The organism is Herbaspirillum sp. NPDC101396 (assembly GCF_044767365.1).
In the GTDB taxonomy this organism is placed as follows: domain Bacteria; phylum Pseudomonadota; class Gammaproteobacteria; order Burkholderiales; family Burkholderiaceae_D; genus Herbaspirillum.
In genome coordinates, this window is the sequence record NZ_JBIWNT010000002.1 from 966,703 (window position 1) to 986,936 (window position 20,234).

General features: G+C 61.5%; 20 protein-coding genes. 15 read left to right on the forward strand and 5 right to left on the reverse strand.

The window, feature by feature from the left end; translation table 11 throughout:
• Nucleotides 1-107 precede the first annotated feature (107 nt).
• Entirely contained in the window at nt 108-959 is an 852-nt protein-coding gene (locus ACIROY_RS09455; RefSeq protein ID WP_402341358.1) for an alpha/beta hydrolase, read from the reverse strand.
• A gap of 122 nt (nt 960-1,081) precedes the next feature.
• On the reverse strand, nt 1,082-1,990 hold the full coding sequence (locus tag ACIROY_RS09460) for a LysR family transcriptional regulator (protein WP_402341360.1): 909 nt from the start codon (nt 1,988-1,990) through the stop codon (nt 1,082-1,084).
• A gap of 179 nt (nt 1,991-2,169) precedes the next feature.
• On the opposite strand from ACIROY_RS09460, the gene ACIROY_RS09465 reads away from it, so the two are divergent.
• From ACIROY_RS09465 to ACIROY_RS09485, 5 genes are all read left to right on the forward strand, one after another.
• On the forward strand, nt 2,170-3,486 hold the full coding sequence (locus tag ACIROY_RS09465; protein WP_402274848.1) for an MFS transporter: 1,317 nt from the start codon (nt 2,170-2,172) through the stop codon (nt 3,484-3,486).
• 33 nt (nt 3,487-3,519) lie between these two features.
• Complete coding sequence (gene hmgA / locus ACIROY_RS09470) at nt 3,520-4,878, forward strand: homogentisate 1,2-dioxygenase (RefSeq protein ID WP_402341362.1); 1,359 nt, start codon at nt 3,520-3,522, stop codon at nt 4,876-4,878.
• Nucleotides 4,875-6,209, forward strand: a complete 1,335-nt coding sequence (fahA, locus tag ACIROY_RS09475) for a fumarylacetoacetase (protein ID WP_402341364.1) — start codon at nt 4,875-4,877, stop codon at nt 6,207-6,209. The genes hmgA and fahA overlap by 4 nt, the downstream gene beginning before the upstream one ends.
• Nucleotides 6,210-6,234: 25 nt before the next feature.
• Entirely contained in the window at nt 6,235-6,885 is a 651-nt protein-coding gene (maiA, locus tag ACIROY_RS09480) for a maleylacetoacetate isomerase (protein ID WP_402274854.1), read from the forward strand.
• Between the two features lie 492 nt (nt 6,886-7,377).
• On the forward strand, nt 7,378-9,297 hold the full coding sequence (locus ACIROY_RS09485) for a putative bifunctional diguanylate cyclase/phosphodiesterase (RefSeq protein ID WP_402274859.1): 1,920 nt from the start codon (nt 7,378-7,380) through the stop codon (nt 9,295-9,297).
• 3 nt (nt 9,298-9,300) lie between these two features.
• Here ACIROY_RS09485 and ACIROY_RS09490 read toward each other — a convergent pair whose 3' ends face one another.
• Complete coding sequence (locus tag ACIROY_RS09490) at nt 9,301-9,759, reverse strand: MaoC family dehydratase (protein WP_402341366.1); 459 nt, start codon at nt 9,757-9,759, stop codon at nt 9,301-9,303.
• Nucleotides 9,760-9,851: 92 nt separating this feature from the next.
• On the opposite strand from ACIROY_RS09490, the gene ACIROY_RS09495 reads away from it, so the two are divergent.
• The 3 genes from ACIROY_RS09495 (at nt 9,852) to ACIROY_RS09505 (ending at nt 12,438) form a co-directional block, all read left to right on the forward strand.
• A complete protein-coding gene (locus tag ACIROY_RS09495) occupies nt 9,852-10,442 on the forward strand; it encodes a winged helix-turn-helix transcriptional regulator (RefSeq protein ID WP_402274864.1) in 591 nt (196 codons plus the stop codon).
• 158 nt (nt 10,443-10,600) lie between these two features.
• Nucleotides 10,601-11,035, forward strand: coding sequence for a MarR family winged helix-turn-helix transcriptional regulator (locus tag ACIROY_RS09500; RefSeq protein ID WP_402274867.1), 435 nt, complete (start codon nt 10,601-10,603; stop codon nt 11,033-11,035).
• Between the two features lie 104 nt (nt 11,036-11,139).
• Entirely contained in the window at nt 11,140-12,438 is a 1,299-nt protein-coding gene (locus tag ACIROY_RS09505) for an MFS transporter (RefSeq protein ID WP_402274869.1), read from the forward strand.
• A 79-nt stretch (nt 12,439-12,517) separates the two neighbouring features.
• Here the strand turns inward: ACIROY_RS09505 and ACIROY_RS09510 are convergent, their stop codons facing one another.
• Together ACIROY_RS09510 and dkgB are read right to left on the reverse strand one after the other, a co-directional pair.
• Entirely contained in the window at nt 12,518-13,543 is a 1,026-nt protein-coding gene (locus tag ACIROY_RS09510) for an alpha/beta hydrolase fold domain-containing protein (protein WP_402274872.1), read from the reverse strand.
• 259 nt (nt 13,544-13,802) lie between these two features.
• Entirely contained in the window at nt 13,803-14,606 is an 804-nt protein-coding gene (gene dkgB / locus ACIROY_RS09515; protein WP_402274875.1) for a 2,5-didehydrogluconate reductase DkgB, read from the reverse strand.
• A 340-nt stretch (nt 14,607-14,946) separates the two neighbouring features.
• On the opposite strand from dkgB, the gene ACIROY_RS09520 reads away from it, so the two are divergent.
• From ACIROY_RS09520 to ACIROY_RS09550, 7 genes are all read left to right on the forward strand, one after another.
• Nucleotides 14,947-15,600, forward strand: a complete 654-nt coding sequence (locus ACIROY_RS09520; RefSeq protein ID WP_402274877.1) for a hydrolase — start codon at nt 14,947-14,949, stop codon at nt 15,598-15,600.
• 106 nt (nt 15,601-15,706) lie between these two features.
• Entirely contained in the window at nt 15,707-17,572 is a 1,866-nt protein-coding gene (locus ACIROY_RS09525) for an amidohydrolase (protein WP_402274879.1), read from the forward strand.
• A gap of 13 nt (nt 17,573-17,585) precedes the next feature.
• A complete protein-coding gene (locus ACIROY_RS09530) occupies nt 17,586-17,789 on the forward strand; it encodes a DUF1427 family protein (RefSeq protein ID WP_402274881.1) in 204 nt (67 codons plus the stop codon).
• Nucleotides 17,786-17,953, forward strand: coding sequence for a DUF1427 family protein (locus ACIROY_RS09535; RefSeq protein ID WP_016836256.1), 168 nt, complete (start codon nt 17,786-17,788; stop codon nt 17,951-17,953). Before ACIROY_RS09530 ends, ACIROY_RS09535 begins: the two co-directional genes overlap by 4 nt.
• Nucleotides 17,954-17,968: 15 nt before the next feature.
• Nucleotides 17,969-18,421: a DoxX family protein gene (locus ACIROY_RS09540; RefSeq protein WP_402274883.1), complete on the forward strand. Its 453-nt coding sequence runs from the start codon at nt 17,969-17,971 to the stop codon at nt 18,419-18,421.
• A 1-nt stretch (nt 18,422) separates the two neighbouring features.
• Nucleotides 18,423-19,163 carry a YoaK family protein gene (locus ACIROY_RS09545; protein ID WP_402274885.1) on the forward strand — a complete coding sequence of 247 codons (741 nt, stop codon included), beginning with the start codon at nt 18,423-18,425 and terminating at the stop codon, nt 19,161-19,163.
• 118 nt (nt 19,164-19,281) lie between these two features.
• A complete protein-coding gene (locus ACIROY_RS09550) occupies nt 19,282-20,205 on the forward strand; it encodes a rhodanese-like domain-containing protein (protein WP_402274887.1) in 924 nt (307 codons plus the stop codon).
• Nucleotides 20,206-20,234: the final 29 nt, after the last annotated feature.

Below are 20,234 nucleotides of genomic sequence, written 5' to 3' on the forward strand. Positions count from 1 at the left end.
TGAGCGGAATCGTTCAGGTGCGTTCAGATGCGGCCCGATTCCGGAGAGGTGTCATGATAACACCGCGATCTCGGGCGACTTCAGTGCTCCCTTCAGAGGTGCCGGCCTCAGGATTGAATCATGGCGATGAGCGCGCGCGCCAGTTCACCGTTGCCGTCGCCCAGCTGATCGATCACGTCGAGATGATGGCCGCCGGCCGGTTTCACATGCCGTACCGAATTTCCGGCGGTCGTCAGGCGCTGCGCATAGGCCGCGAGCTGGCGATGGAATTCGGCCGACTCGATGCCGCCTGCGGTCAGCACCACCGGGATCGGCGAGGGCGGCAGATGGTGCACGGGGCTGAATTCCCGGACCTGCTTTTCATCCAGCTGCATGGTCTCGTTGAGATAAGACAGCCTGATCGGCTCGAGGTCGTACAGCCCGCTGACGCCGCACAAGCCCTTGATTGGATGCGCCGACAGATTGGCGTCGCGCCAGTCGGTGCCGGCCAGCATCGCCGCCAGATGGCCGCCCGCGGAGTGGCCGGCGACATGGATGCGGCGCGTGTCGAAGCCGAACGCGGACGCTTGCCGGTACAGCCAGGCAAAGCCGGCGCGCACGTCGGCGACGATGTCGTCCATGTCGACTTCGGGCGCCAGGCGGTAATTGAACATGGCCACCGCGATGCCGGCCTGCAGGTAAGGCGCGGCGATGTGGCTGAAGTCGTCCTTGTCCAGCGAACGCCAGTAGCCGCCGTGGATGAATACAAGCAGCGGTGCGTTTTGCACGGCAGCCGGGAAATAGTCGAGCGCCTGCAGGCGATGGTCGCCGTAATGCTGGTTGATCAGCACCTTGTGCTGCCGGCGAAACGCCTCTGCATCGCGGCTCCAGCGATCGAAGATATCCTGGAAGCGCGGGATGCCGGCGCGCGCGTTGTACTGGCGATCAAGTTGTTCACGGTCGTATTGCAGATAGTGCATGCGGCGTCTCCTATTGTCTTAGAGCGGCTGACAAAACGCCGTTGGGGGCGTTGCGTCTCCTAGCCGTATTTTCGTACTGTCTTCGTCGGTGCGCCTTGCCAGCGGCGTTTTGTCAGCCGCTCTTATTGCTCCGCAAAGTGCTCGGCAATGAATCCGCGCAGCCACTGATTGCCTTCGTCCTGGTTAAAGCGGCGATGCCAGAAGATATTGGTCTGCAGCGACGGCAGCCGCAAGGGCGGACGAATGTATTGTAGGTTGAATGGTTGCGCCGCGCTCTCGGCGAGTTTCTGCGGCACCGTCACGATCAGGTCGGTGGTGCTGACGATGTAGGGAACGGCGGTGAAATGCGGCACGCGGAAATTGACGTTGGCGCGGATGCCGGCCTTTTCCAGATTCTGGTTGATGCGGTCGTATGGACTCTCCAGCGACGACACCACCAGATGTTGCGCCGCCAGGAAATCCTTCATCGTCACGGTCTTGCCGCTCAGTGGATGGCCCAGGCGAAACATGCTCACATAATTCTGGCGAAACAGCCGGCGCTGGTACAGCGCACCCGACACATTGTCGAAGGCGCCAATGGCCAGATCGACACGACCCGATTCCATCTCGCTCTTGAGGTCAATGGCGCCGGCGCGCACAGTGCTGATCTGGATGCCGGGCGCGAGGCGGGCGCAGGTTTCGATCAGCAGCGGCATGAAATACACCTCGCCGACGTCGGTCATGGCGATGGTGAAATGGCGCGCGCTGCCGGCCGCGGAAAACGCTTCCTGCCGGTTCAGCGCCTTCGATACGTGCATCAGCGCCGCCACCACCGGGTCCGCCAGTTGCTGTGCGAACGGCGTCGGCTGCATGCCTTGCGCGGTGCGCACGAACAGCTCATCGCCGAAGGTGCGGCGCAGGCGCGCCAGCGCATTGCTGACGGCCGGCTGCGACAGGTTCAGGCGGCGCGCCACCGAGGAAATCTGGCGATCCTGGAACACTTCCTGAAACACCACCAGCAGGTTGAGGTCGATATCTTTGGGTTCGATCATGCTCGCGTCATGTGTTCGTTATTTCTCCGACCACTATTCATAATATCAATGGGCTACATTTACCCATTTATATCGTAAAAGCCGGATCATTGCACCACTCATAAAAAAACGCGGCATCGCCCGACATGTTGTCATGCGGGCAAGTCGCGACCGTCCACAACCAATAAGGAGGAGCAAGGATGCAATCCGATGTCATCAATGTCGACCAGGTCGTCGAGCAGAGCCGTTTCGGCGCCTTTCAATTCGGCCTGCTGCTGCTCTGCGGCCTGTGCCTGATCATCGACGGTTTCGACATCCAGGCCATGGGTTACGTCGCCCCCGCCATCATCGGCGACTGGCACGTCAACAAGGCCAGCCTCGGTCCGGTGTTCGGCGCCGGCCTGTTCGGCATGCTGCTCGGCTCGCTGGTGCTCACGCCCGTGGGCGACAAGTACGGCCGCCGTCCGGTGCTGATCGTCTCCACCTTCTTCTTCGCCATCTGCATGCTGCTGACCACGCGCGTGCAGACCATCGACGAGTTGCTGGTCCTGCGCTTCATCACCGGCTTCGGCCTTGGCAGCATCATGCCCAATGCGATGGCGCTGGTCGGCGAATTCAGCCCGAACAGCTCGCGCGTGACGCGCATGATGCTGGTGTCGTGCGGCTTCACGGTCGGCGCGGCGGTGGGCGGCTTCGTCAGTGCGGCGCTGATCCCGGCCTTCGGCTGGCGTTCGGTGTTCTTGGTCGGCGGCCTGATCCCTGCGGTGCTGGGGGTGGCGATGCTGATCTGGCTGCCGGAGTCGATCCAGTTCCTGGTGCTGCGCAAGCGGCCGATGAAGCAGGTCGCACGCTGGCTCAACAAGGTGCAGCCGGGTTTGCAGGTCAATGAAGGCAGCACCGTAGTGGTCAAGGAAGCGCGCAACGACGGCATGCCGGTGGCGGAACTGTTCCGTGAAGGGCGCGCCGGTGTCACGCTGCTGCTGTGGCTGATCAGCTTCATGAACCTGATCAACCTGTATTTCCTGTCCAACTGGCTGCCGACCCTGATCAAGGATGCCGGCTATTCGACCGGCGCCGCGGTGCTGATCGGCACGTCGCTGCAAGTCGGTGGCATCGTCGGCACGCTGACACTGGGCTGGTTCATCAATCGTTTCGGCTTTACCCGCGTGCTGGGCAGCTGCTTCGTGGTGGCGTGCGTCTTCATCGCGCTGATCGGTCATGTCGCCGCGACGCCGGTGCTGCTGTTCATCTGCGTGGTGGTGGCGGGCTTTTGCGTGGTCGGTGGACAACCGGCGGTCAACGCGCTGGCCGGCACGTTCTATCCGACCCAATTGCGTTCCACCGGCATCGGCTGGGCGCTCGGCATCGGCCGCATCGGCTCGGTGCTGGGGCCGGTCATCGGCGGCCAGCTGATCGCCATGCAATGGGCCAACGGTTCGCTGTTCATGGCTGCTGCGGTGCCTGCGATCATCTCTGCGCTGATGGTGGCGCGCCTGCATTGGTATCGCCCGCAATAGTTTCCAGATTTTGTTTTTTGAGAAGGACGCATCATGAATACGCGTGCAGAATCTTTCATCGCCAAAGCGGCGATCAACACGGTTGGTTACCAGACGGGATTTGGCAACGAGTTCGCGACCGAGGCGTTGCCCGGTGCGTTGCCGGCCAACCAGAACTCTCCGCAGCAAGTTGCCTATGGCTTGTATGCCGAGCAGTTGTCCGGCACGGCCTTCACCGCGCCGCGCGGCCACAACCGTCGCTCGTGGCTGTACCGGATTCGTCCGGCGGCGATGCATGAGCCATTCGAACGCATCGATAATGGACTCGTCGGTCGCTTCGACGACGTCGAGACGCCGCCCAACCAGTTCCGTTGGGATCCCCATCCCATGCCGGACGCGCCCACCGATTTCGTCGCGGGCCTGATCACCATGGCCGGCAACGGTTCGCCCGATGCGCAGACCGGTTGTGCGATTCATCTGTACGCGGCCAACCAGTCGATGACCGACAGCTATTTTTATTCCGCCGACGGCGAATTGCTGATCGTGCCGCAAGTCGGCCGCCTGGAACTGCTGACCGAACTGGGCGCCATGGACATCGAGCCGCAGGAGATTGCGGTGATTCCGCGCGGCGTGCGCTTCCAGGTCAAATTGCCCGACGGCAGCGCGCAGGGTTACGTGTGCGAAAACTTCGGCGCGCTGCTGCGCTTGCCCGACCTTGGTCCGCTCGGCTCCAACGGCCTGGCCAATCCACGCGACTTCCTGACGCCGCATGCCTGGTATGAGGACCGTGAAGGCGACTTCAGGCTGATCGCCAAATTCGGCGGCAACCTGTGGCAGGCCAAGATCGGTCACTCGCCGCTGGACGTGGTGGCGTGGCACGGCAACTACGCGCCGTACAAATACGACCTGCGCCACTTCAATACCATCGGCTCGATCAGCTACGACCATCCCGACCCGTCGATTTTCCTCGTGCTGCAGGCGCAGAGCGATACCCCGGGCGTGGACACGCTGGACTTCGTGATTTTCCCGCCGCGCTGGCTGGCGGCGGAAAACACCTTCCGCCCGCCATGGTTCCATCGCAACGTGGCGAGCGAATTCATGGGCCTGATCCACGGCGTGTACGATGCCAAGGCAGAAGGCTTCCGTCCCGGCGGCGCCAGCCTGCACAATTGCATGACCGGCCACGGCCCCGACGCCGCCACATTCGAGAAGGCCAGCCGCAGCGACACCAGCACGCCGAACAAGGTCGGCGACACCATGGCCTTCATGTTCGAGACGCGCAATATCATCAAGCCGACGCGCCACGCGCTGAGTTCGCCGACGCTGCAAAAGAATTATTACCAGTGCTGGATGGATATCAAAAAGAACTTTGACCCGCACTTCAATCCACAACACCGCCCGGAGCAACAATGAGCATCATCCTGAATGAAACCCACGACGCCGGCCTGCGCAGCTGGGTCGCCCCGGCCAATGCCGCCGGCAGTGATTTCCCGGTCCAGAATTTGCCCTACGGCGTGTTCCGCAGGAAGGGAAGCGACGAAGTTTTCCGCGCCGGCGTCGCCATCGGCGACAGCATCCTCGACTTGCGCGCGGCGTTTGAAAGCGGCGCCTTCGCCGGCTTCGGCGAGACCGTGCACAAGGCAATCGTTGCAGCGACTGCGGGAAGCAATCTGAATCCGCTGATGGAGCTCGACGCTGGGGCGTGGTCGGCCTTGCGCCTGGCCTTGTCGACGCTGCTGCGCGAAGGTTCGGTGCACCAGTCGCAACTGCAAGCGGCGCTGGTGCCGCAGGCCGAAGCCGAACACGCCTTGCCGGCGCAGATCGGCGACTACACCGATTTCTATACCTCGATCCATCACGCCACCGCGATCGGCAAGCTGTTCCGCCCGGACAATCCGCTGCTGCCGAACTACAAGTGGGTGCCGATCGGCTATCACGGCCGCTCTTCCTCGATTGCGGTGTCGGGCCAGCAGTTCCGTCGTCCACTCGGCCAGCTCAAGCCGCCGACGTCCGACGTACCGGTGTTCGGCGCGTGTAAACGCCTCGACTATGAAATGGAAGTCGGCGTGTTCATGGGGCAGGGCAACGCCATCGGCGACGCTATCGGCATCGGTGCCGCCGAGTCGCATGTGTTCGGCCTGTGCCTGTTGAACGACTGGTCGGCGCGCGACGTGCAGGCCTGGGAATACCAGCCGCTCGGTCCTTTCCTGGCGAAGAATTTCGCCTCGACGATTTCGCCGTGGATCGTCACGCTTGAAGCGCTGGCGCCGTATCGCGCCGCGTGGACGCGTGACGCCGAAGATCCGCAGCCGCTGGCTTACCTCGATGCACCGGACTTGCGCGAGCACGGCGCCTTCGATGTGCAACTCGAAGTGCTGTTGCAAACCAAGGCCATGCGTGAAGCAGGGACTGCGCCGCAACGACTGTCGCTGGGTAATTTCCGCGACGCTTACTGGACCGTATCGCAACTGGTGGCGCACCACACCGTCGGCGGCTGCAACCTGCGTGCGGGCGACCTGCTCGGTTCGGGAACGTTGTCGGGACCGACGCCGGAATCGGCCGGTTCGCTGCTGGAGCTGACCGCCGGCGGCAAGCAATCGATCAATCTGGACAATGGCGAAACGCGCATCTTCATCGAAGACGGCGACACCGTCATCATGCGCGGTTGGGCCGGACGCGAGGGTTTGCCGCGCATCGGTTTCGGCGAAGTTGCGGGCACCGTGCTGCCGGCGCGCCAGGTTTAATAAAAACAAAAAGGAGACAGCGACCATGACGATTCATCTCTACAGCTATTTCCGCAGCTCTGCGTCGTATCGCGTGCGGATCGCCCTGCATCTCAAGGGCCAGTCCTACGACACCGTGCCGGTGCATCTGCTCAACAACGGCGGCGAGCAATATGCGCCGGCATTCAGCGCGATGAATCCGCAGTCGCTGGTGCCGGTGATGGAAGAAGAAGGGCGTCACATCACGCAGTCGCTGGCGATCCTGGAATATCTGGAAGAGCGCTTCCCAACGCCGGCATTGCTGCCGCCGGGTTTGCTGGACCGCGCCCACGTGCGCGAGATTTCGCTGGCGATCGCCTGCGACATCCATCCGCTCAACAACCTGCGCGTGCTGCGCATGCTCAAGCAGGAGCTTGGCGTGAGCGAAGAGGTCAAGCAGCAGTGGATACAGCACTGGATCGCGCTCGGCTTCGGAGCGCTGGAGAAGCAACTGGCCGCCAGTGCGCAACGCGGCCGCTTCTGTTTTGGCGAGTCACCGACCATGGCGGACTGCTGCCTGATTCCGCAGATCTTCAACGCCCGCCGTTTCAATGTCGACATGACGCTGTATCCGACGCTGGTCGCGATCGAGGAAGCCTGTAGTGCACTCGAGGCCTTCCAGCTCGCGCAGCCGTCGGCGCAGCCCGACGCCGCCTGAATCTCCCTCAGCCTCGCTGGAGGCGCTGCCGGCGGCGCAGCGCCACCGCCGGCAATTTCCGCTTCCCTGATCCGGTCTTGAAACCTTTCGACGCAAAGCGCTTGCCGGGATTTCAAGTAATGCCTGTTGGAAATTTGCCAAAGTCTGCCCTTTGAGCGTACCGCGCATCCCGGAAATGGCGGTGGTGCGGGAGATTGCCGGTATAATTTTCTGCGCTGCCGATAATAAAAAAAGACGCATCATGTCCGATGGCAAAAAAGCAATATTGCAGGCGCTCGCAGCGCCTGCCCATAAAACGATTCAGTCTGACTCAGGGAATCACGTTGTCGTGATGACGGGGAGCGGGAAATGACATCGACCTGACATGCCGCAGGGCCGCGCCGCACAAGATGGCAGTGGCCGGATGCGCGCAATCAGCAGATGTTCATCACCACGTTCACGCATGCGCGGCGCTGTTTCCGGGGGGCGGTTTTTCTTCGCTGGGGTTCAAGTATGCAAGTGGTCAGCCGACCTTATCGCTGGGCGATTTACGGTTTGCTGGTGGTCGTGATCGCCGCCGGCATCGTGCTGTTTTTCGCGATGGCGCGCACGGCCAAGGATATTCGCGCGTCGACCACGCCGCTGCTGCAGGAAAAAATCCCCACGCTGCGCCACCTGTCCGATTTTGAAAGCGCGCTGCTGCGTTACCAGCTGGCGCTGAACAAATACTATGTGGCGTCGATCGGCCGCGACCGCTTCGACACACTGGAAACCCAGGCCGGCGAAGAAATGGCCGACAACTTCGATTACGTGCGGCGCGACTTGCAGCAGGCGGCCCAGATGGGTAGCCTGCGCAGCAACTATGACGCCGTGCTGGCGATGGGACCGGCGCTCGAGAAGATCATGCTGGCGCCGCCGGTCAACCGGGAAAAGGCGCGCCTGCTGCTGGGCGAACTCAACGTCAAGACCAACAACATCCGTGGCCTGCTCGGCACGGCCAAGCACGACGTCGAAGCCGGGATATATGAAGTGGGCGACCTCGCCAACAGCGGCGTCGACGAGATTACCCGATTGGTGCATATCTACAGTGTCGGTATGCTGCTGACCGCCTTGTTCATGATGTATCACGTGTGGGCGCGCTTCCGTTCGGAGAACGTGCTGGCCTTCCAGGCGGCGCATGATCCTCTGACCGGCCTGGCGCACCGTGGCTCGTTCGAGCGTCGGCTCAAGACCATGGCAGATCAGCCGCATACGGTGGTGCTGGGCATGATCGACCGCTTCGAGCGCGTCGTCGGCGGCCTCGGTCACGCCTTCGGTGATCGTCTGATGCAGGAAATGGCGACCCGCATCAAGCGCGCGGCCGAACGTCACGGCGGTGAAGTGTTCCGCCTCAACGGCGCCAATGTGGCGATCCTGTACAAGTCCAACGGCGACAACCTCAGCTTCCAGGAGGCCCTGTCGAGCCTGCAGGAATACATGCGCCAACCGTTCGAGTTCGGCCAGCATGAGATTTTTTCCAGCATGAGCATGGGCGGCGCCGAGTATCCGCGCGACGGCGCCGAACCGGCGCACCTGCTGCAGAACGCCGACGCGGCGCTGCAGGCCGCGCGCGACGCCGGCGGCGATTGCTTCGTGCAGTATTCGAATGCGCTCAACACGCGCGCGCAAGAACGCTTGGCGCTGGAAGCACAACTGCGCCATGCGATCGAACGCAATGAGCTGGAACTGCATTTCCAGCCGCAGCAAGGGCTGGCGGATGATCGCCTGGTCGGCTTCGAGGCGCTGGTGCGCTGGCGCCGCAACGGCGAGTTGATCTCGCCGGCCGACTTCATTCCGCTGGCCGAAGAGTCCGGCCTGATCGTGCCGATCGGCGACTGGGTGCTGGCCGAAGCATGCCGCCAGGCCAAGATCTGGAGCCTGGAGACGCCGCGCAAATTCGTCATCGCAGTGAACATCTCGCCGCGCCAGTTCCATCATCCATCCTTCCTGCGGCGCGTCACCACGACGCTCGCCGAAAGCATGATCGATCCGTCCTTCATCGAACTGGAAATCACCGAAGGCATCGTCATGCGCGATGTCGAACGCACCATCGAGTTGCTGGAAGACCTGCGCAAGCGCGGCCTGACGCTGGCGATCGATGACTTCGGGACGGGTTATTCATCGCTGGCTTACCTCAAGCGTTTCTCGATCGACAAGCTCAAGATCGACCAGTCCTTCATCCGCCACCTGCGCCCCAACAGCGAAGACGCGGCGATCGTGCAGGCAGTCATCAACCTCGGTCACCATCTCGGCTTGTCGGTGATCGCCGAAGGCGTGGAAACCGTGACCCAGCGCGAATTGCTGCGCGCCTGGGGCTGCGATGAAATCCAGGGCTATTTCTACGGCCGGCCGTTGTCGGCTGACAAGGCCACGCAGTTCATCTTCGACAATTAATAATTAAGCCGGCGGACGGCGCGGCACCAGCAGGTTGCCGGTCATGACCAGCAACGGTTGGTTGTCCTGGTTGAAGGTGGTGACGCGGTGCTTGAGGAAGCCCTGTTGCGGTTTCGATTGAGAGAATTTCAGTTCCAGCACTTCCACCTCGATATGCAAGCGGTCGCCCGGACGGGTAGGGCGCGGCCAGCGGAACTCTTCAAAGCCGGCACCGATGATGCCACCATGGATCGGCAGGGTTTTCACCAGCAGGCGCATGGTCAGCGCCGCGGTATGCCAGCCGCTTGCGGCCAGTCCTCCGAAAAAGCTTTGTGCTGCAGCGGCCTCGTCGAGATGGAAAGGTTGCGGATCGTAGCTGGCGGCGAACGCCTTGATGGCATCGGCGCTCAATGCCTCGTCGGCGGCGTGGCTGAATTTTTGACCCGGCGTAAAGTCTTCCAGATACATCAAATTGACAGACATTGGCGGTCTCCCTTGACTTGTTTTATAATGTAGATTGCAAAATGATAGTTAGTTGTTCATCCGAATGATAGCCAGCCAGATGGGACTTGTCCATGGAACGTAAAAGCTTCGGCAACATGCAGTGCCCGGTAGCCCGCACGCTTGAGCGCGTGGGCGAATGGTGGAGCATCCTGATCCTGCGCGATGCGCTGCACGGGCTGACCCGCTTCGACCAGTTCCAGAAGAGCCTGGACATCGCGCCCAACATGCTCACTCGCCGCCTCAACTCGCTGGTCGAATCCGGCCTGCTGGAGCGCCGCCAGTACAGCGAACGGCCGCCGCGCCACGAATACATCCTGACCGACCTGGGACGTGATTTCCGCTCCATTCTGGTCGCGCTCAACACCTGGGGCAACAAGCATTTTGCGCCGGAAGGCCCGAGCGTGCTGCTGATCGATTCGACCACGGGCGAAGTGGCGGAACCAGTGATGATCGACGGCAAGAGCGGCAAGCGCCTGAATTCACCTGATTTCGTGTTTGCGCCGGGGCCGCAGGCCAACGAAGGCATGAAGGCGCGCATCAACTTTGCCCGCGAACGGGCCGCCGAAGCTGCTGCCAACGATGCGGCAGCGACGCCGGAAGCTGCGCCTCCTGCCAAGCCTGCAAAGGCGCCGCGCAAGAAGGCCGCTGCGCGCAGCGCTTGATTCACCTGTTTCGGTTGTCTCCATGGCGTCGTTGTTGCGACGCCATTTTTTTGTCCGGTTTCAACGCACGCGCTTGACAACCCTCTCTTCGCTCATTAGTATGCATATACATTGATGCATATGCATTTATTTGGATCGTTTAAATAGGCCGGAGCTTCATGTTTAACCAGTGCACCTGTACCCGCCTGCGTCGGCTGACGCGGCGGATCACTTCTATATACGACCGTCATCTGCTGCCGGACGAACTCACCATCAGCCAGTATTCGTTGCTGAGCAGGGTGGGCAAGCACGGCTCGATCGCCAATCTGCGTCTGGCCGCGGAAATGGGCATGGATCGCAGCACCTTGAGCCGCAACATCAAACCGCTGATGACGGCCGGCTGGATCGCCACGATCGACATGCCGCCAGACGAACATGTCGACAAGCGCTCGTTCGGACTCGGCCTCAGTGACGCAGGCAAGGCCAAGCTGGCCAAGGCTCGTCCCAACTGGGTGCAGGCGCAGCTGGAGATTGACGGCCTGCTCGGCGAGGATTTGCATGCAGCCCTGTCCGGCATGATCGACGAGGCTTACGACAAATTGCAGGAAGCCTGATCCCGCCAATCGGGCAGACGGTTTCAATACAGTTTTAATACAAGCACCATCAATGCCTTGCCGCATTGATGGTTTTTTATTCACCATTATTTTGAATGAGCGTCATGAATAAAGTCACTCAAGCCATCGCGCAGCGCACCTCGCACCGTTTCAGTTATGCGTGGGTGGTCGTCGCCGTGATCTTCCTCGTCCTGCTGACCTCGGCCGGCATCCGCGCCACGCCGTCGGTCATGATCCTGCCGCTGGAGCATGAATTCGGCTGGAACCGTTCCACCATCTCGCTGGCGATTTCCTTCAACATCGCCTTGTACGGCCTGATCGGCCCGTTCGCCGCAGCCGCGATGCAACGCTTCGGCATTCGCCCCGTCGTGATGGGTGCACTGGTGCTGCTGTCGATCGGCACTGCACTGAGCACGCTGATGCAGATGCCGTGGCACATGGTGATGACGTGGGGTCTGCTGGTCGGCTCTGGTACCGGGGTCGCCGCCAACACCTTGGGCGCAACGATTGTCAGCCGCTGGTTTGAAATGCGCCGCGGCCTGGCGATGGGCTTGCTGACCGCCAGCGCGGCTACCGGCCAGATGGTGTTCCTGCCGCTGATGGCGTCGATGGTCGAGCATTACGGCTGGCGTTCGGTGGCTTTCCTGGTGGCGATCGTCGCTGCCGTGGCGGTGCCGCTGGTGGCGTTGTTCCTGCCGGAGCGTCCATCCGACGTCGGTCTGCGTCGTTACGGCCAGGCGGCCGATGCGCCGGACGATGCTGCGGTGAAGCAACGCAATCCGCTGGCGATCGCGTTCGACGCGTTGCGCCAGGCGATGAAGGTGCGCGATTTCTGGCTGCTGTTCTTCAGCTTCTTCGTCTGTGGCATGAGCACCAACGGCTACATCGGTACGCAGTTCATCGCGATGTGCAACGACTACGGCATTTCCGAAGTCGGCGGCGCCAGCATCCTGGCGGCGATGGGCATGCTCGATCTGGTCGGCACGACCTTGTCCGGCTGGCTGTCGGATCGCTTCAATCCGCGCGTGCTGCTGTTCTGGTACTACGGCTTGCGCGGCATTGCGCTGATCTTTCTGCCGTATGCGTTCGGCCTCGATTATTTCGGCCTGACCGTGTTCGCGATCTTCTACGGTCTTGACTGGATCGCCACCGTGCCGCCGACCGTGCGTCTGGCCAATGATGTATTCGGCCGTCTGGCTGCACCGATCGTGTTCGGCTGGATCGTTGCCGGTCACCAGCTCGGCGCCGCTGCCGCCACCACGATATCGGGCTTCATGCGCGCCAACCTCGGCGACTACACGGCCTCGTCGATGCTGATGGGAGTCGCTTGCCTGGTTGGTGCGGTGATGGTGTTGCGCATCAAGGGGCACCAGCATGACAAGCCGGTGGCGGTTCCTGCATAAACCGCTTTTTCCGTTTCACGCAAAAACGCCCGCTTCACGTTGATGAAGCGGGCGTTTTTGTTTCAGCGATGCTGCCCCATTATTTGGACAGCGCCTTGCGCAGGCTGGAGGTTGCGAGATCGACGGCACTCTTCGCCGCAGGGGTATCACCCAGCGCATTGAGCATGACGAAGTCGTGGATGGTGCCGAGGTAGCGCACCTGCGTCACCGGCACGCCGGCCTTGGCCAGCTTGGCGGCATAGGCTTCGCCTTCGTCGCGCAGCACGTCGTTTTCATCGGTGATGACCAGTGCCGGCGGCAGATCCTTCAACTGTTCCAGCGTCGCGTTCAGTGGTGCGATATGCGGATCCTTGCGGTTGGCGCCGGCCGGCAGGTAGGCGTTCCAGAACCACTTCATCGCTTCCTTGGTCAGCCATGGGCCGTTGGCAAACTGGTTGTACGAACCGTTTTCAAAATTGGTGTCGGTCACTGGATAGAACAGCACCTGGTACTTGATCGCCGGACCCTTGCGTTCCTTGGCCAGCAGGCTCACGACCGCAGTCATGTTGCCGCCCACGCTGTCGCCGGCAATCGCCAGGCGGTTCGCATCGACGTTGAATTCCGCAGCATGTTCGGCGACGTATTTGGTCGCGGCGTAGTCCTGTTCGATGGCGATCGGATAGCGCGCTTCCGGCGAGCGGTCGTAGTCGACGAAGACCACGGCAACCTTGGCGCCGTCGACTATCTGGCGCACCAGGCGATCGTGCGTGTTGACGTCGCCCATCACCCAGCCGGCGCCGTGGAAGTACATCACTACCGGCAGCGTTTCCTTGTTGCCTTGCGGACGCAGGATGCGGATGCGGGTGCTGCCGGTCGGCCCGACCGGGATCACGCGGTCTTCGATGTCGGCAGCCGGCTTGGCGACCTTGCCGGACTGTGCGCCGGCCAGCAGGTTGCGTGCTTGTTCAGGTGTCAGCGTGTAGATCGGAGGACCGCCGGCGGCGGCCAGCGCGTCGAGGAAACCCTGGGTTTGCGGTTCGACGGAGGCGGCCGATGCAGATTGGGCGGCCGAAGCGGCGGCGAGTGCGATGGTGCTGAGGGCAAGCAGTTGTTTGATCGATTTCATGATGTTTCCTTTCGGGGGCGGGGTTTTGTATTCGAGCAATTAAATTGTGTGCAATATATTTGATGCTTTGGCAAATGAAACAAGTCATGCATGCGCTTGCCTCGTTGGGGTGAGGAGCAGTGCATGGAACGAATAATAGATTGATGAAAATTAAATTGCAAGCAATTTAAAATAAAAAATTCCAGAGCGTCGTTTTTGCCGGGCCGGGAATGGGAGGAGGCTTGCGCCACGCAGGCGCAAGCAATGCGTCAAGTCAGCATCAATCCCACTGCGGCGCAAAGTCCGGATTGGCAAGGCGCTCACCCTTGTCCAGCCTTGCGATGGCGGCCATCTCGGCGTCGCTGAGGCGGATGTTTTGCGCTGCCAGGTTGCTTTCCAGATTGACTCGTTTAGTCGACGACGGAATCGTCGCAAAGCCTTGTTGCAGCGACCAGGCCAGTGCAATCTGGGCCGGGTTGGCCTGGTGCGCCTTGGCGATCCCGATGATAGTCGGGTCCGTCATGACCTTCCCGTAAGCTAGCGGCATGTAGGCCGTCAGGTGGATGCCCTGGCTGCGCGCGAAGTCGACCACCTTGCGGTTTTGCAGGAAGGGATGGATCTCGATCTGCAGCGTGGCGATTTCTGCAGCCCCTACGGCGTCAATGGCTTGCTGCAGATGCGCGATGGTGAAGTTCGACACGCCGATCAGCCGGGTCAATCCCTGCGCCTTGGCTTCGGCCAACGCTTCCATGTAGGTCGCGACGGCGATGCTGTCGTTGGGCGCGGGCCAGTGGATCAGCGTCAGGTCGAGCTGGTCCATCTGCAGTTTGGCCAGGCTTTCCTTCAGGCTGGGGATCAATTTGTCCTTGCCGAGGTTGTCGGTCCAGATCTTCGTGGTGACGAACAAGTCCTTGCGCGCAACGCCGGCGGCGGCGATGGCTTGGCCGACCTCGGCTTCGTTGCCGTAGATCTGCGCGGTGTCGATGTGGCGATAACCGAGTTCGAGGCCGTTGGTAACGGAGTCGATGACTTGCTGGTCTTTCAGGCGGAAGGTGCCGAGGCCGAATGCGGGAATGGTGCTCATGGAATTCCTTGGTAAGTGAGATGGGCGCGCGACATGGCCGGCGCGCAAGGGAGGGAGGCTTGCGGTGCTTACTCCATGGACAGCAGTATGCGGGCAAAGTGCTGTTGCAAAAATACGGTGCAAGGCAAAGCTTTATTGCGCCTGAGGCAAATATCGACGGCCCTGAACGCCTCTGTTTCTATTTTCGAATATTTCGATGATTGACTGTCATTCTTTCCGTTTTTCTTTCCCGCATCGTTCGCCCATACTTCGCTCCATGGTGAACGGCACAGACAAAGACGGACACCAACGAAGCACTCACCCTTATCGAATTAATCGTCAATAACCTCAGGAGAACATCATGGCAATCGCAAAAGCACAACCAGGCAAGACACTGTTGAACCCAACCAACCACACGCTGATCATGATCGACCATCAGTCGCAAATGTCGTTTGCGACCCATTCGATCGACATGGTCACGCTGCGCAACAATGTCGCACTGGTCGCCAAGGCCGCCAAGGAATTCAAGGTGTCGACGATTTTGACCACCGTTGCCGAAAAATCCTTCTCCGGCCCGATGTTTGATGAAATCAAATCGGTGTTCCCGAACGAAGAAGTGATCGACCGCACCAGCATGAACACCTGGGAAGACCCGCGCATCGCCGACCGCGTCAACGCCATCGGCAAGGAAAAGATCGTGCTGGCCGGCCTGTGGACCTCGGTATGCATCGTCGGACCTGCGCTGTCGGCGCTGGACCAGGGCTTTGAAGTCTATGTGATCACCGACGCCAGCGGCGACGTGTCGAATGAAGCGCATCAACGCGCCGTCGAACGCATGATCCAGTTGGGCGCACGTCCGATGACGTCGCTGCAATACCTGCTCGAACTGCAACGTGACTGGGCCCGCACCGAGACCTACAATGAAACCGTCACCACCGCGATCGCCAACGGCGGCGCCTACGGCCTCGGCCTGATCTACGCCAAGACCATGTTCAACGCTTCCGAAGGCCATTAATTCTTCGGCACGTATTTCCGGGATCCCGCTTCCCCCACGAACGGGATCCCGTAGTTTTAGACCTCCCCTGACAACACAACGCCAACGAACAATCCCAGGAGTGAACATGAGCGCCGACCTGATTCTGCTGAACGGAAATTTCCACACCATCGACAAAGCACAACCGCTGGCAAGCGCCGTGGCGATCAAGGACGGCAAGTTCCTGGCCGTCGGCGACGCCGAAGCCGCCATGCGCCATCGCGGCAACGCCACCAAAGTGGTGGACCTGAACGGCCGCAGCGTCGTGCCGGGCCTGAACGATTCGCACATCCACCTGATTCGCGGCGGCCTCAACTACAACCTGGAACTGCGCTGGGAAGGCGTGCCTTCGCTGGCCGATGCCTTGCGCATGCTGCGCGAGCAAGCCTTGCGCACACCGCATCCGCAGTGGGTGCGCGTGGTAGGCGGCTGGACCGAGTTCCAGTTTGCCGAGCGCCGCATGCCGACGCTGGAAGAAATCAACGCCGCCGCCCCCGACACCCCGGTGTTCATCCTGCACCTGTACGACCGCGCCTTGCTCAACCAGGCTGCGCTGCGCGCCGTCGGTTACACCAAGGACACCCCGAATCCGCCGGGCGGCGAGATCCAGCGCGACGCCGCCGGCAATCCGACCGGCATGTTGATCGCCCGTCCCAACGCCATGATTCTGTACGCGACGCTGGCCAAGGGCCCGTCGCTGCCGCTCGACCAGCAAGTCAATTCGACGCGCCAGTTCATGCGCGAACTCAATCGCCTCGGCGTCACCAGTGTGATCGACGCCGGCGGCGGCTTCCAGAATTATCCGGAAGACTACGCCATCATCGACCAGCTGGCGCGCGAGCAGCAGCTGACGGTCCGCATCGCCTACAACCTGTTCACGCAGAACAAGGGCAAGGAGCTGGGCGACTTCCAGCGCTGGACCGACATGATCAAGCCGGGGCAGGGCGACGACTTCTATCGCCACAACGGCGCCGGCGAAATGCTGGTGTTCTCGGCGGCCGACTTTGAAGACTTTCTCGAGCCGCGTCCCGAACTCGCCGCAGGCATGGAAGACGAACTCGAAAAAGTCGTGCGCCATCTGGTGTCCAACCGCTGGCCGTTCCGCCTGCATGCGACTTATGACGAATCGATCAGCCGCATGCTCGACGTCTTCGAAAAAGTGAATCGCGACATTCCGTTCAACGGCCTGCACTGGATCTTCGATCATGCTGAAACCATCTCGCCGCGCAACATCGAGCGCGTGCGCGAACTCGGCGGAGGCCTGGCGATCCAGCACCGCATGGCGTTCCAGGGTGAATATTTCGTCGACCGCTACGGCAAGGAAGCCGCCAAGGCGACGCCGCCGGTGGCGCGCATGCTGGACATGGGCGTGCCGGTCGGCGCCGGTACCGACGCCACCCGCGTCGCCAGCTACAACCCGTGGACCGCGCTGTACTGGCTGGTCTCGGGCAAGACCGTGGGCGGTCTGCAACTGGCCGAAGCCGGCTTGCCGCGTGAAACCGCGCTGGAACTGTGGACCGCAGGCAGTGCCTGGTTCTCCAATGAACAAGACAAGAAGGGCCGCATCAAGGCAGGCCAATTGGCTGACCTGGTGGTGTTGTCGGCCGACTTCTTCAGTGTCGCCGAAGAAGATATCAAGGCCATCGAATCGGTCATGACCGTGGTCGGCGGCAAGATCGTCTACGGCGCCGATGAGTTCGACCCGCTGGCGCCGCCGGCCATCCCGGTGCTGCCGGACTGGTCGCCGGTGAAGAACGTGCCGGGCCACTACAGTGCACGCAAGTCGGGCACGCAGAGCCAGCAACAACAACGCCGTTCGATTCTGCCGCATCAATGCGCAGGCGCTTGCAACGTGCATGCACACTCGCACGATGTCGCGCGCCGCTCGTCGGTGCCGGCGTCGAATTTCTCAGGCTTCTGGGGCGCGCTCGGTTGCAGCTGCTTCGCGTTCTGATCGGAGAATGAACATGACTTATTCCAAAATCATCTGGGGCCTGTTGCTCTCTTTCGTGGTCGGCTTCTGCTGCCACCTTGCACAAATCCCGGTGCCGTCGCCGCCGGTTCTCAGCGGCGCCTTGCTGGTGTTCATGATGAGCAGCGGCTACTGGCTGGTGGATCGTTACCTGGCCGCCAAGGATGCGAAAGCAAAGCAAGCTGAGGTGCAAGCATGAGCGCGCTGTTCACGGGCGCCGTGCTGGGCACGCTGATCGGCGCCGTCTGCCGCTGGTTCGGCTTGCCGTCGCCGACGCCGCCGACACCGGTCGGTGCTTCGCTGGTGGTGGCAATGACATTGGGTTACGTGCTTGCCGGCTATGTGCTGGCAGGACATTTCTGATCAAGGAGAATCGACATGCAAACAGTTCACACTGCATCAACCGTAAAAGAAAATTTGTTCCTGCGCCTGCTGTGGGCGCCGGCCCAGGACCTCGGCCTGCTGTTCCTGCGCCTGAGCGGCGCCTTGCTGCTGCTGTACGTGCACGGCCTGCCGAAGATCATCAACTTCGCCGGCGAGCTGGCGCACATCGACGATCCGCTGCACGTCGGCCGCGCCTTCACGCTCGGCTTCGCCATCTTTGCCGAAGTCCTGTGCCCGGTGCTGATCGTGCCCGGCATCCTGACGCGGCTGGCCAGCGCAGCGGTGCTGGTGCTGCTGGGCGTATCGATGTTCCTGGTGCATCCCGACTGGAGCGTGGCGGAAGGCCAGTTCGGCTGGTTGCTGATGATCGTGTTCGGCAGCATCGCCTTGATGGGCGCCGGCCGTTATTCGATTGACGCTGCTCTCGCACAAAAAATCGAGGATTGATATGGCTGCGCTGAATAGTCCCGTCCGCCCCGCCGGATTGCGTTATCTGAATCGCGCCACCTGCCAGGGCATCGCCATGAGTTTCCTGGCGGGCTATGTGGATACGTTGGGCTTCGTCGCCTTGTTCGGATTGTTCACCGCCCACGTCACCGGCAACTTCGTGCTGATCGGCAGTGAACTGGCGAATCCCTCGCACGGCGTGTTGATCAAGTTTCTGGCTTTTCCCGCCTTCATTCTGTCGGTGGTCATGACGCGGCTGGTAGTGATTGCGCTGGAGCGCAGCGGCAAGCCGGCCTTGCCCTGGGTGCTGATGCTGCAACTGATGTTCCTGCTGGCGTTCATGGGCTTCGGCCAGAGCATTGCGCCGGTCGGGGTGGCCGATGCCCGCGCCACCGCCGCCTTGCTGGCAGGCATGTTCGGCGCCGCTGCCATGGGCATCCAGAACGCCGCTGCCCGCTTGATTTTGCCGCAGGCGGCGCCAACTACCGTCATGACCGGCAACGTCACGCAACTGGTCATCGACGTGACCGATATTGTGCGCGGTGCCGCGGATGACGCTGTACGCCAGCGCTGCATCAAGTTCTTTTGGCCTATCGTGGCGTTCGGCGTGGGGGCGATCGGCGGTGCCTTTGCTTATCGCCAGGCATTGTTCTTCGCGCTGTTATTGCCGGTTGCTATCCTGATGGCGATGATCGTGGCTGAATTCAGGGCGACATCTGCCACGCAGGCAGGCAAGGCCTGAAGCCTGCTCCGATTCGCTTCGACCCGCTTCGACCTATAATGTGCGCTTGGGGTAATTCGAACGATAAAAACAGCAGCAAGCAGGGCAGGCCGACAAGGCGAAAGGCAGTGGAACAGCGATGAGCTATTTGTATCACCTGATTGAACAGTACGGTCTGATCATCGTATTCCTGAACGTGCTGACCGAGCAGCTGGGCGCGCCGATTCCTGCTTATCCGACGCTGGTGATCACCGGGGCGCTGGCCTGGCGCGGGCAGTATCCCATCGTCTTGCTGCTGCTGGTGGCGGTGGTCGCCGCGCTGATCGCCGACTATGTCTGGTATATGGCCGGTCGCCGTTACGGTCGCCGCATCATGTCGACACTGTGCCGCATTTCCCTTTCCCCTGATTCCTGCGTACGCCAGACCGAATCGATCTATTCGCGCTGGGGCGCACGTTCGCTGCTGGTCGCCAAATTCATTCCCGGTTTCGCTTCGATCGCCAGTGCGCTGGCCGGCACCGTCGGCACCTCGCGCGGCAAATTCCTGTTGTACGACGGCGTCGGTGCAGCCTTGTGGTCGGGGCTGGCAATCTTTCTCGGTGCACTGTTCAACACCGCCATTGACGATGTACTGAGCGTACTGGCCGAACTCGGTCAATACGGCATGATGCTGGTGCTGATCGGCTTCGCCGTCTTCGTCGCCAGCAAATGGTGGCAGCGCCGCCGCTTCCGCAAGTCGCTGGAAATGGCGCGCATCTCGGTCAGCGAGCTCGATGGCCTGCTCAAGAGCGGAGTGCGTCCGACCATCGTCGACGTGCGCTCGCCGGCCTCGCAGCAGATCGGCCGCATCCCCGGCGCGCTGACGATTTCCAACCAGGAGATCCAGACCTTCGCGTTCGAGGCGCCGATGGAAGATGAGGTCATCGTCTATTGCGCCTGCCCCAACGAAGCCTCGGCCGCACTGGTCGCCAAAGCACTCATGCGGCGCGGCTACAAGCGCGTGCGCCCGCTCACCGGCGGCATCGACGCCTGGGTGGCGGCGGGTTATTCGATCGAAGCCTGAGCGGCGTTCGCTCTCTCTTTTCTGCGGAA

Bases quoted from the DNA above. Each gene is read 5' to 3' on its own strand.
- ACIROY_RS09455 (WP_402341358.1), bottom strand. From the start codon at position 959: ATGCACTATCTGCAATACGACCGTGAACAACTTGATCGCCAGTACAAC.
- ACIROY_RS09460 (WP_402341360.1), bottom strand. From the start codon at position 1,990: ATGATCGAACCCAAAGATATCGACCTCAACCTGCTGGTGGTGTTTCAG.
- ACIROY_RS09465 (WP_402274848.1), top strand. From the start codon at position 2,170: ATGCAATCCGATGTCATCAATGTCGACCAGGTCGTCGAGCAGAGCCGT.
- hmgA (WP_402341362.1), top strand. From the start codon at position 3,520: ATGAATACGCGTGCAGAATCTTTCATCGCCAAAGCGGCGATCAACACG.
- fahA (WP_402341364.1), top strand. From the start codon at position 4,875: ATGAGCATCATCCTGAATGAAACCCACGACGCCGGCCTGCGCAGCTGG.
- maiA (WP_402274854.1), top strand. From the start codon at position 6,235: ATGACGATTCATCTCTACAGCTATTTCCGCAGCTCTGCGTCGTATCGC.
- ACIROY_RS09485 (WP_402274859.1), top strand. From the start codon at position 7,378: ATGCAAGTGGTCAGCCGACCTTATCGCTGGGCGATTTACGGTTTGCTG.
- ACIROY_RS09490 (WP_402341366.1), bottom strand. From the start codon at position 9,759: ATGTCTGTCAATTTGATGTATCTGGAAGACTTTACGCCGGGTCAAAAA.
- ACIROY_RS09495 (WP_402274864.1), top strand. From the start codon at position 9,852: ATGGAACGTAAAAGCTTCGGCAACATGCAGTGCCCGGTAGCCCGCACG.
- ACIROY_RS09500 (WP_402274867.1), top strand. From the start codon at position 10,601: ATGTTTAACCAGTGCACCTGTACCCGCCTGCGTCGGCTGACGCGGCGG.
- ACIROY_RS09505 (WP_402274869.1), top strand. From the start codon at position 11,140: ATGAATAAAGTCACTCAAGCCATCGCGCAGCGCACCTCGCACCGTTTC.
- ACIROY_RS09510 (WP_402274872.1), bottom strand. From the start codon at position 13,543: ATGAAATCGATCAAACAACTGCTTGCCCTCAGCACCATCGCACTCGCC.
- dkgB (WP_402274875.1), bottom strand. From the start codon at position 14,606: ATGAGCACCATTCCCGCATTCGGCCTCGGCACCTTCCGCCTGAAAGAC.
- ACIROY_RS09520 (WP_402274877.1), top strand. From the start codon at position 14,947: ATGGCAATCGCAAAAGCACAACCAGGCAAGACACTGTTGAACCCAACC.
- ACIROY_RS09525 (WP_402274879.1), top strand. From the start codon at position 15,707: ATGAGCGCCGACCTGATTCTGCTGAACGGAAATTTCCACACCATCGAC.
- ACIROY_RS09530 (WP_402274881.1), top strand. From the start codon at position 17,586: ATGACTTATTCCAAAATCATCTGGGGCCTGTTGCTCTCTTTCGTGGTC.
- ACIROY_RS09535 (WP_016836256.1), top strand. From the start codon at position 17,786: ATGAGCGCGCTGTTCACGGGCGCCGTGCTGGGCACGCTGATCGGCGCC.
- ACIROY_RS09540 (WP_402274883.1), top strand. From the start codon at position 17,969: ATGCAAACAGTTCACACTGCATCAACCGTAAAAGAAAATTTGTTCCTG.
- ACIROY_RS09545 (WP_402274885.1), top strand. From the start codon at position 18,423: ATGGCTGCGCTGAATAGTCCCGTCCGCCCCGCCGGATTGCGTTATCTG.
- ACIROY_RS09550 (WP_402274887.1), top strand. From the start codon at position 19,282: ATGAGCTATTTGTATCACCTGATTGAACAGTACGGTCTGATCATCGTA.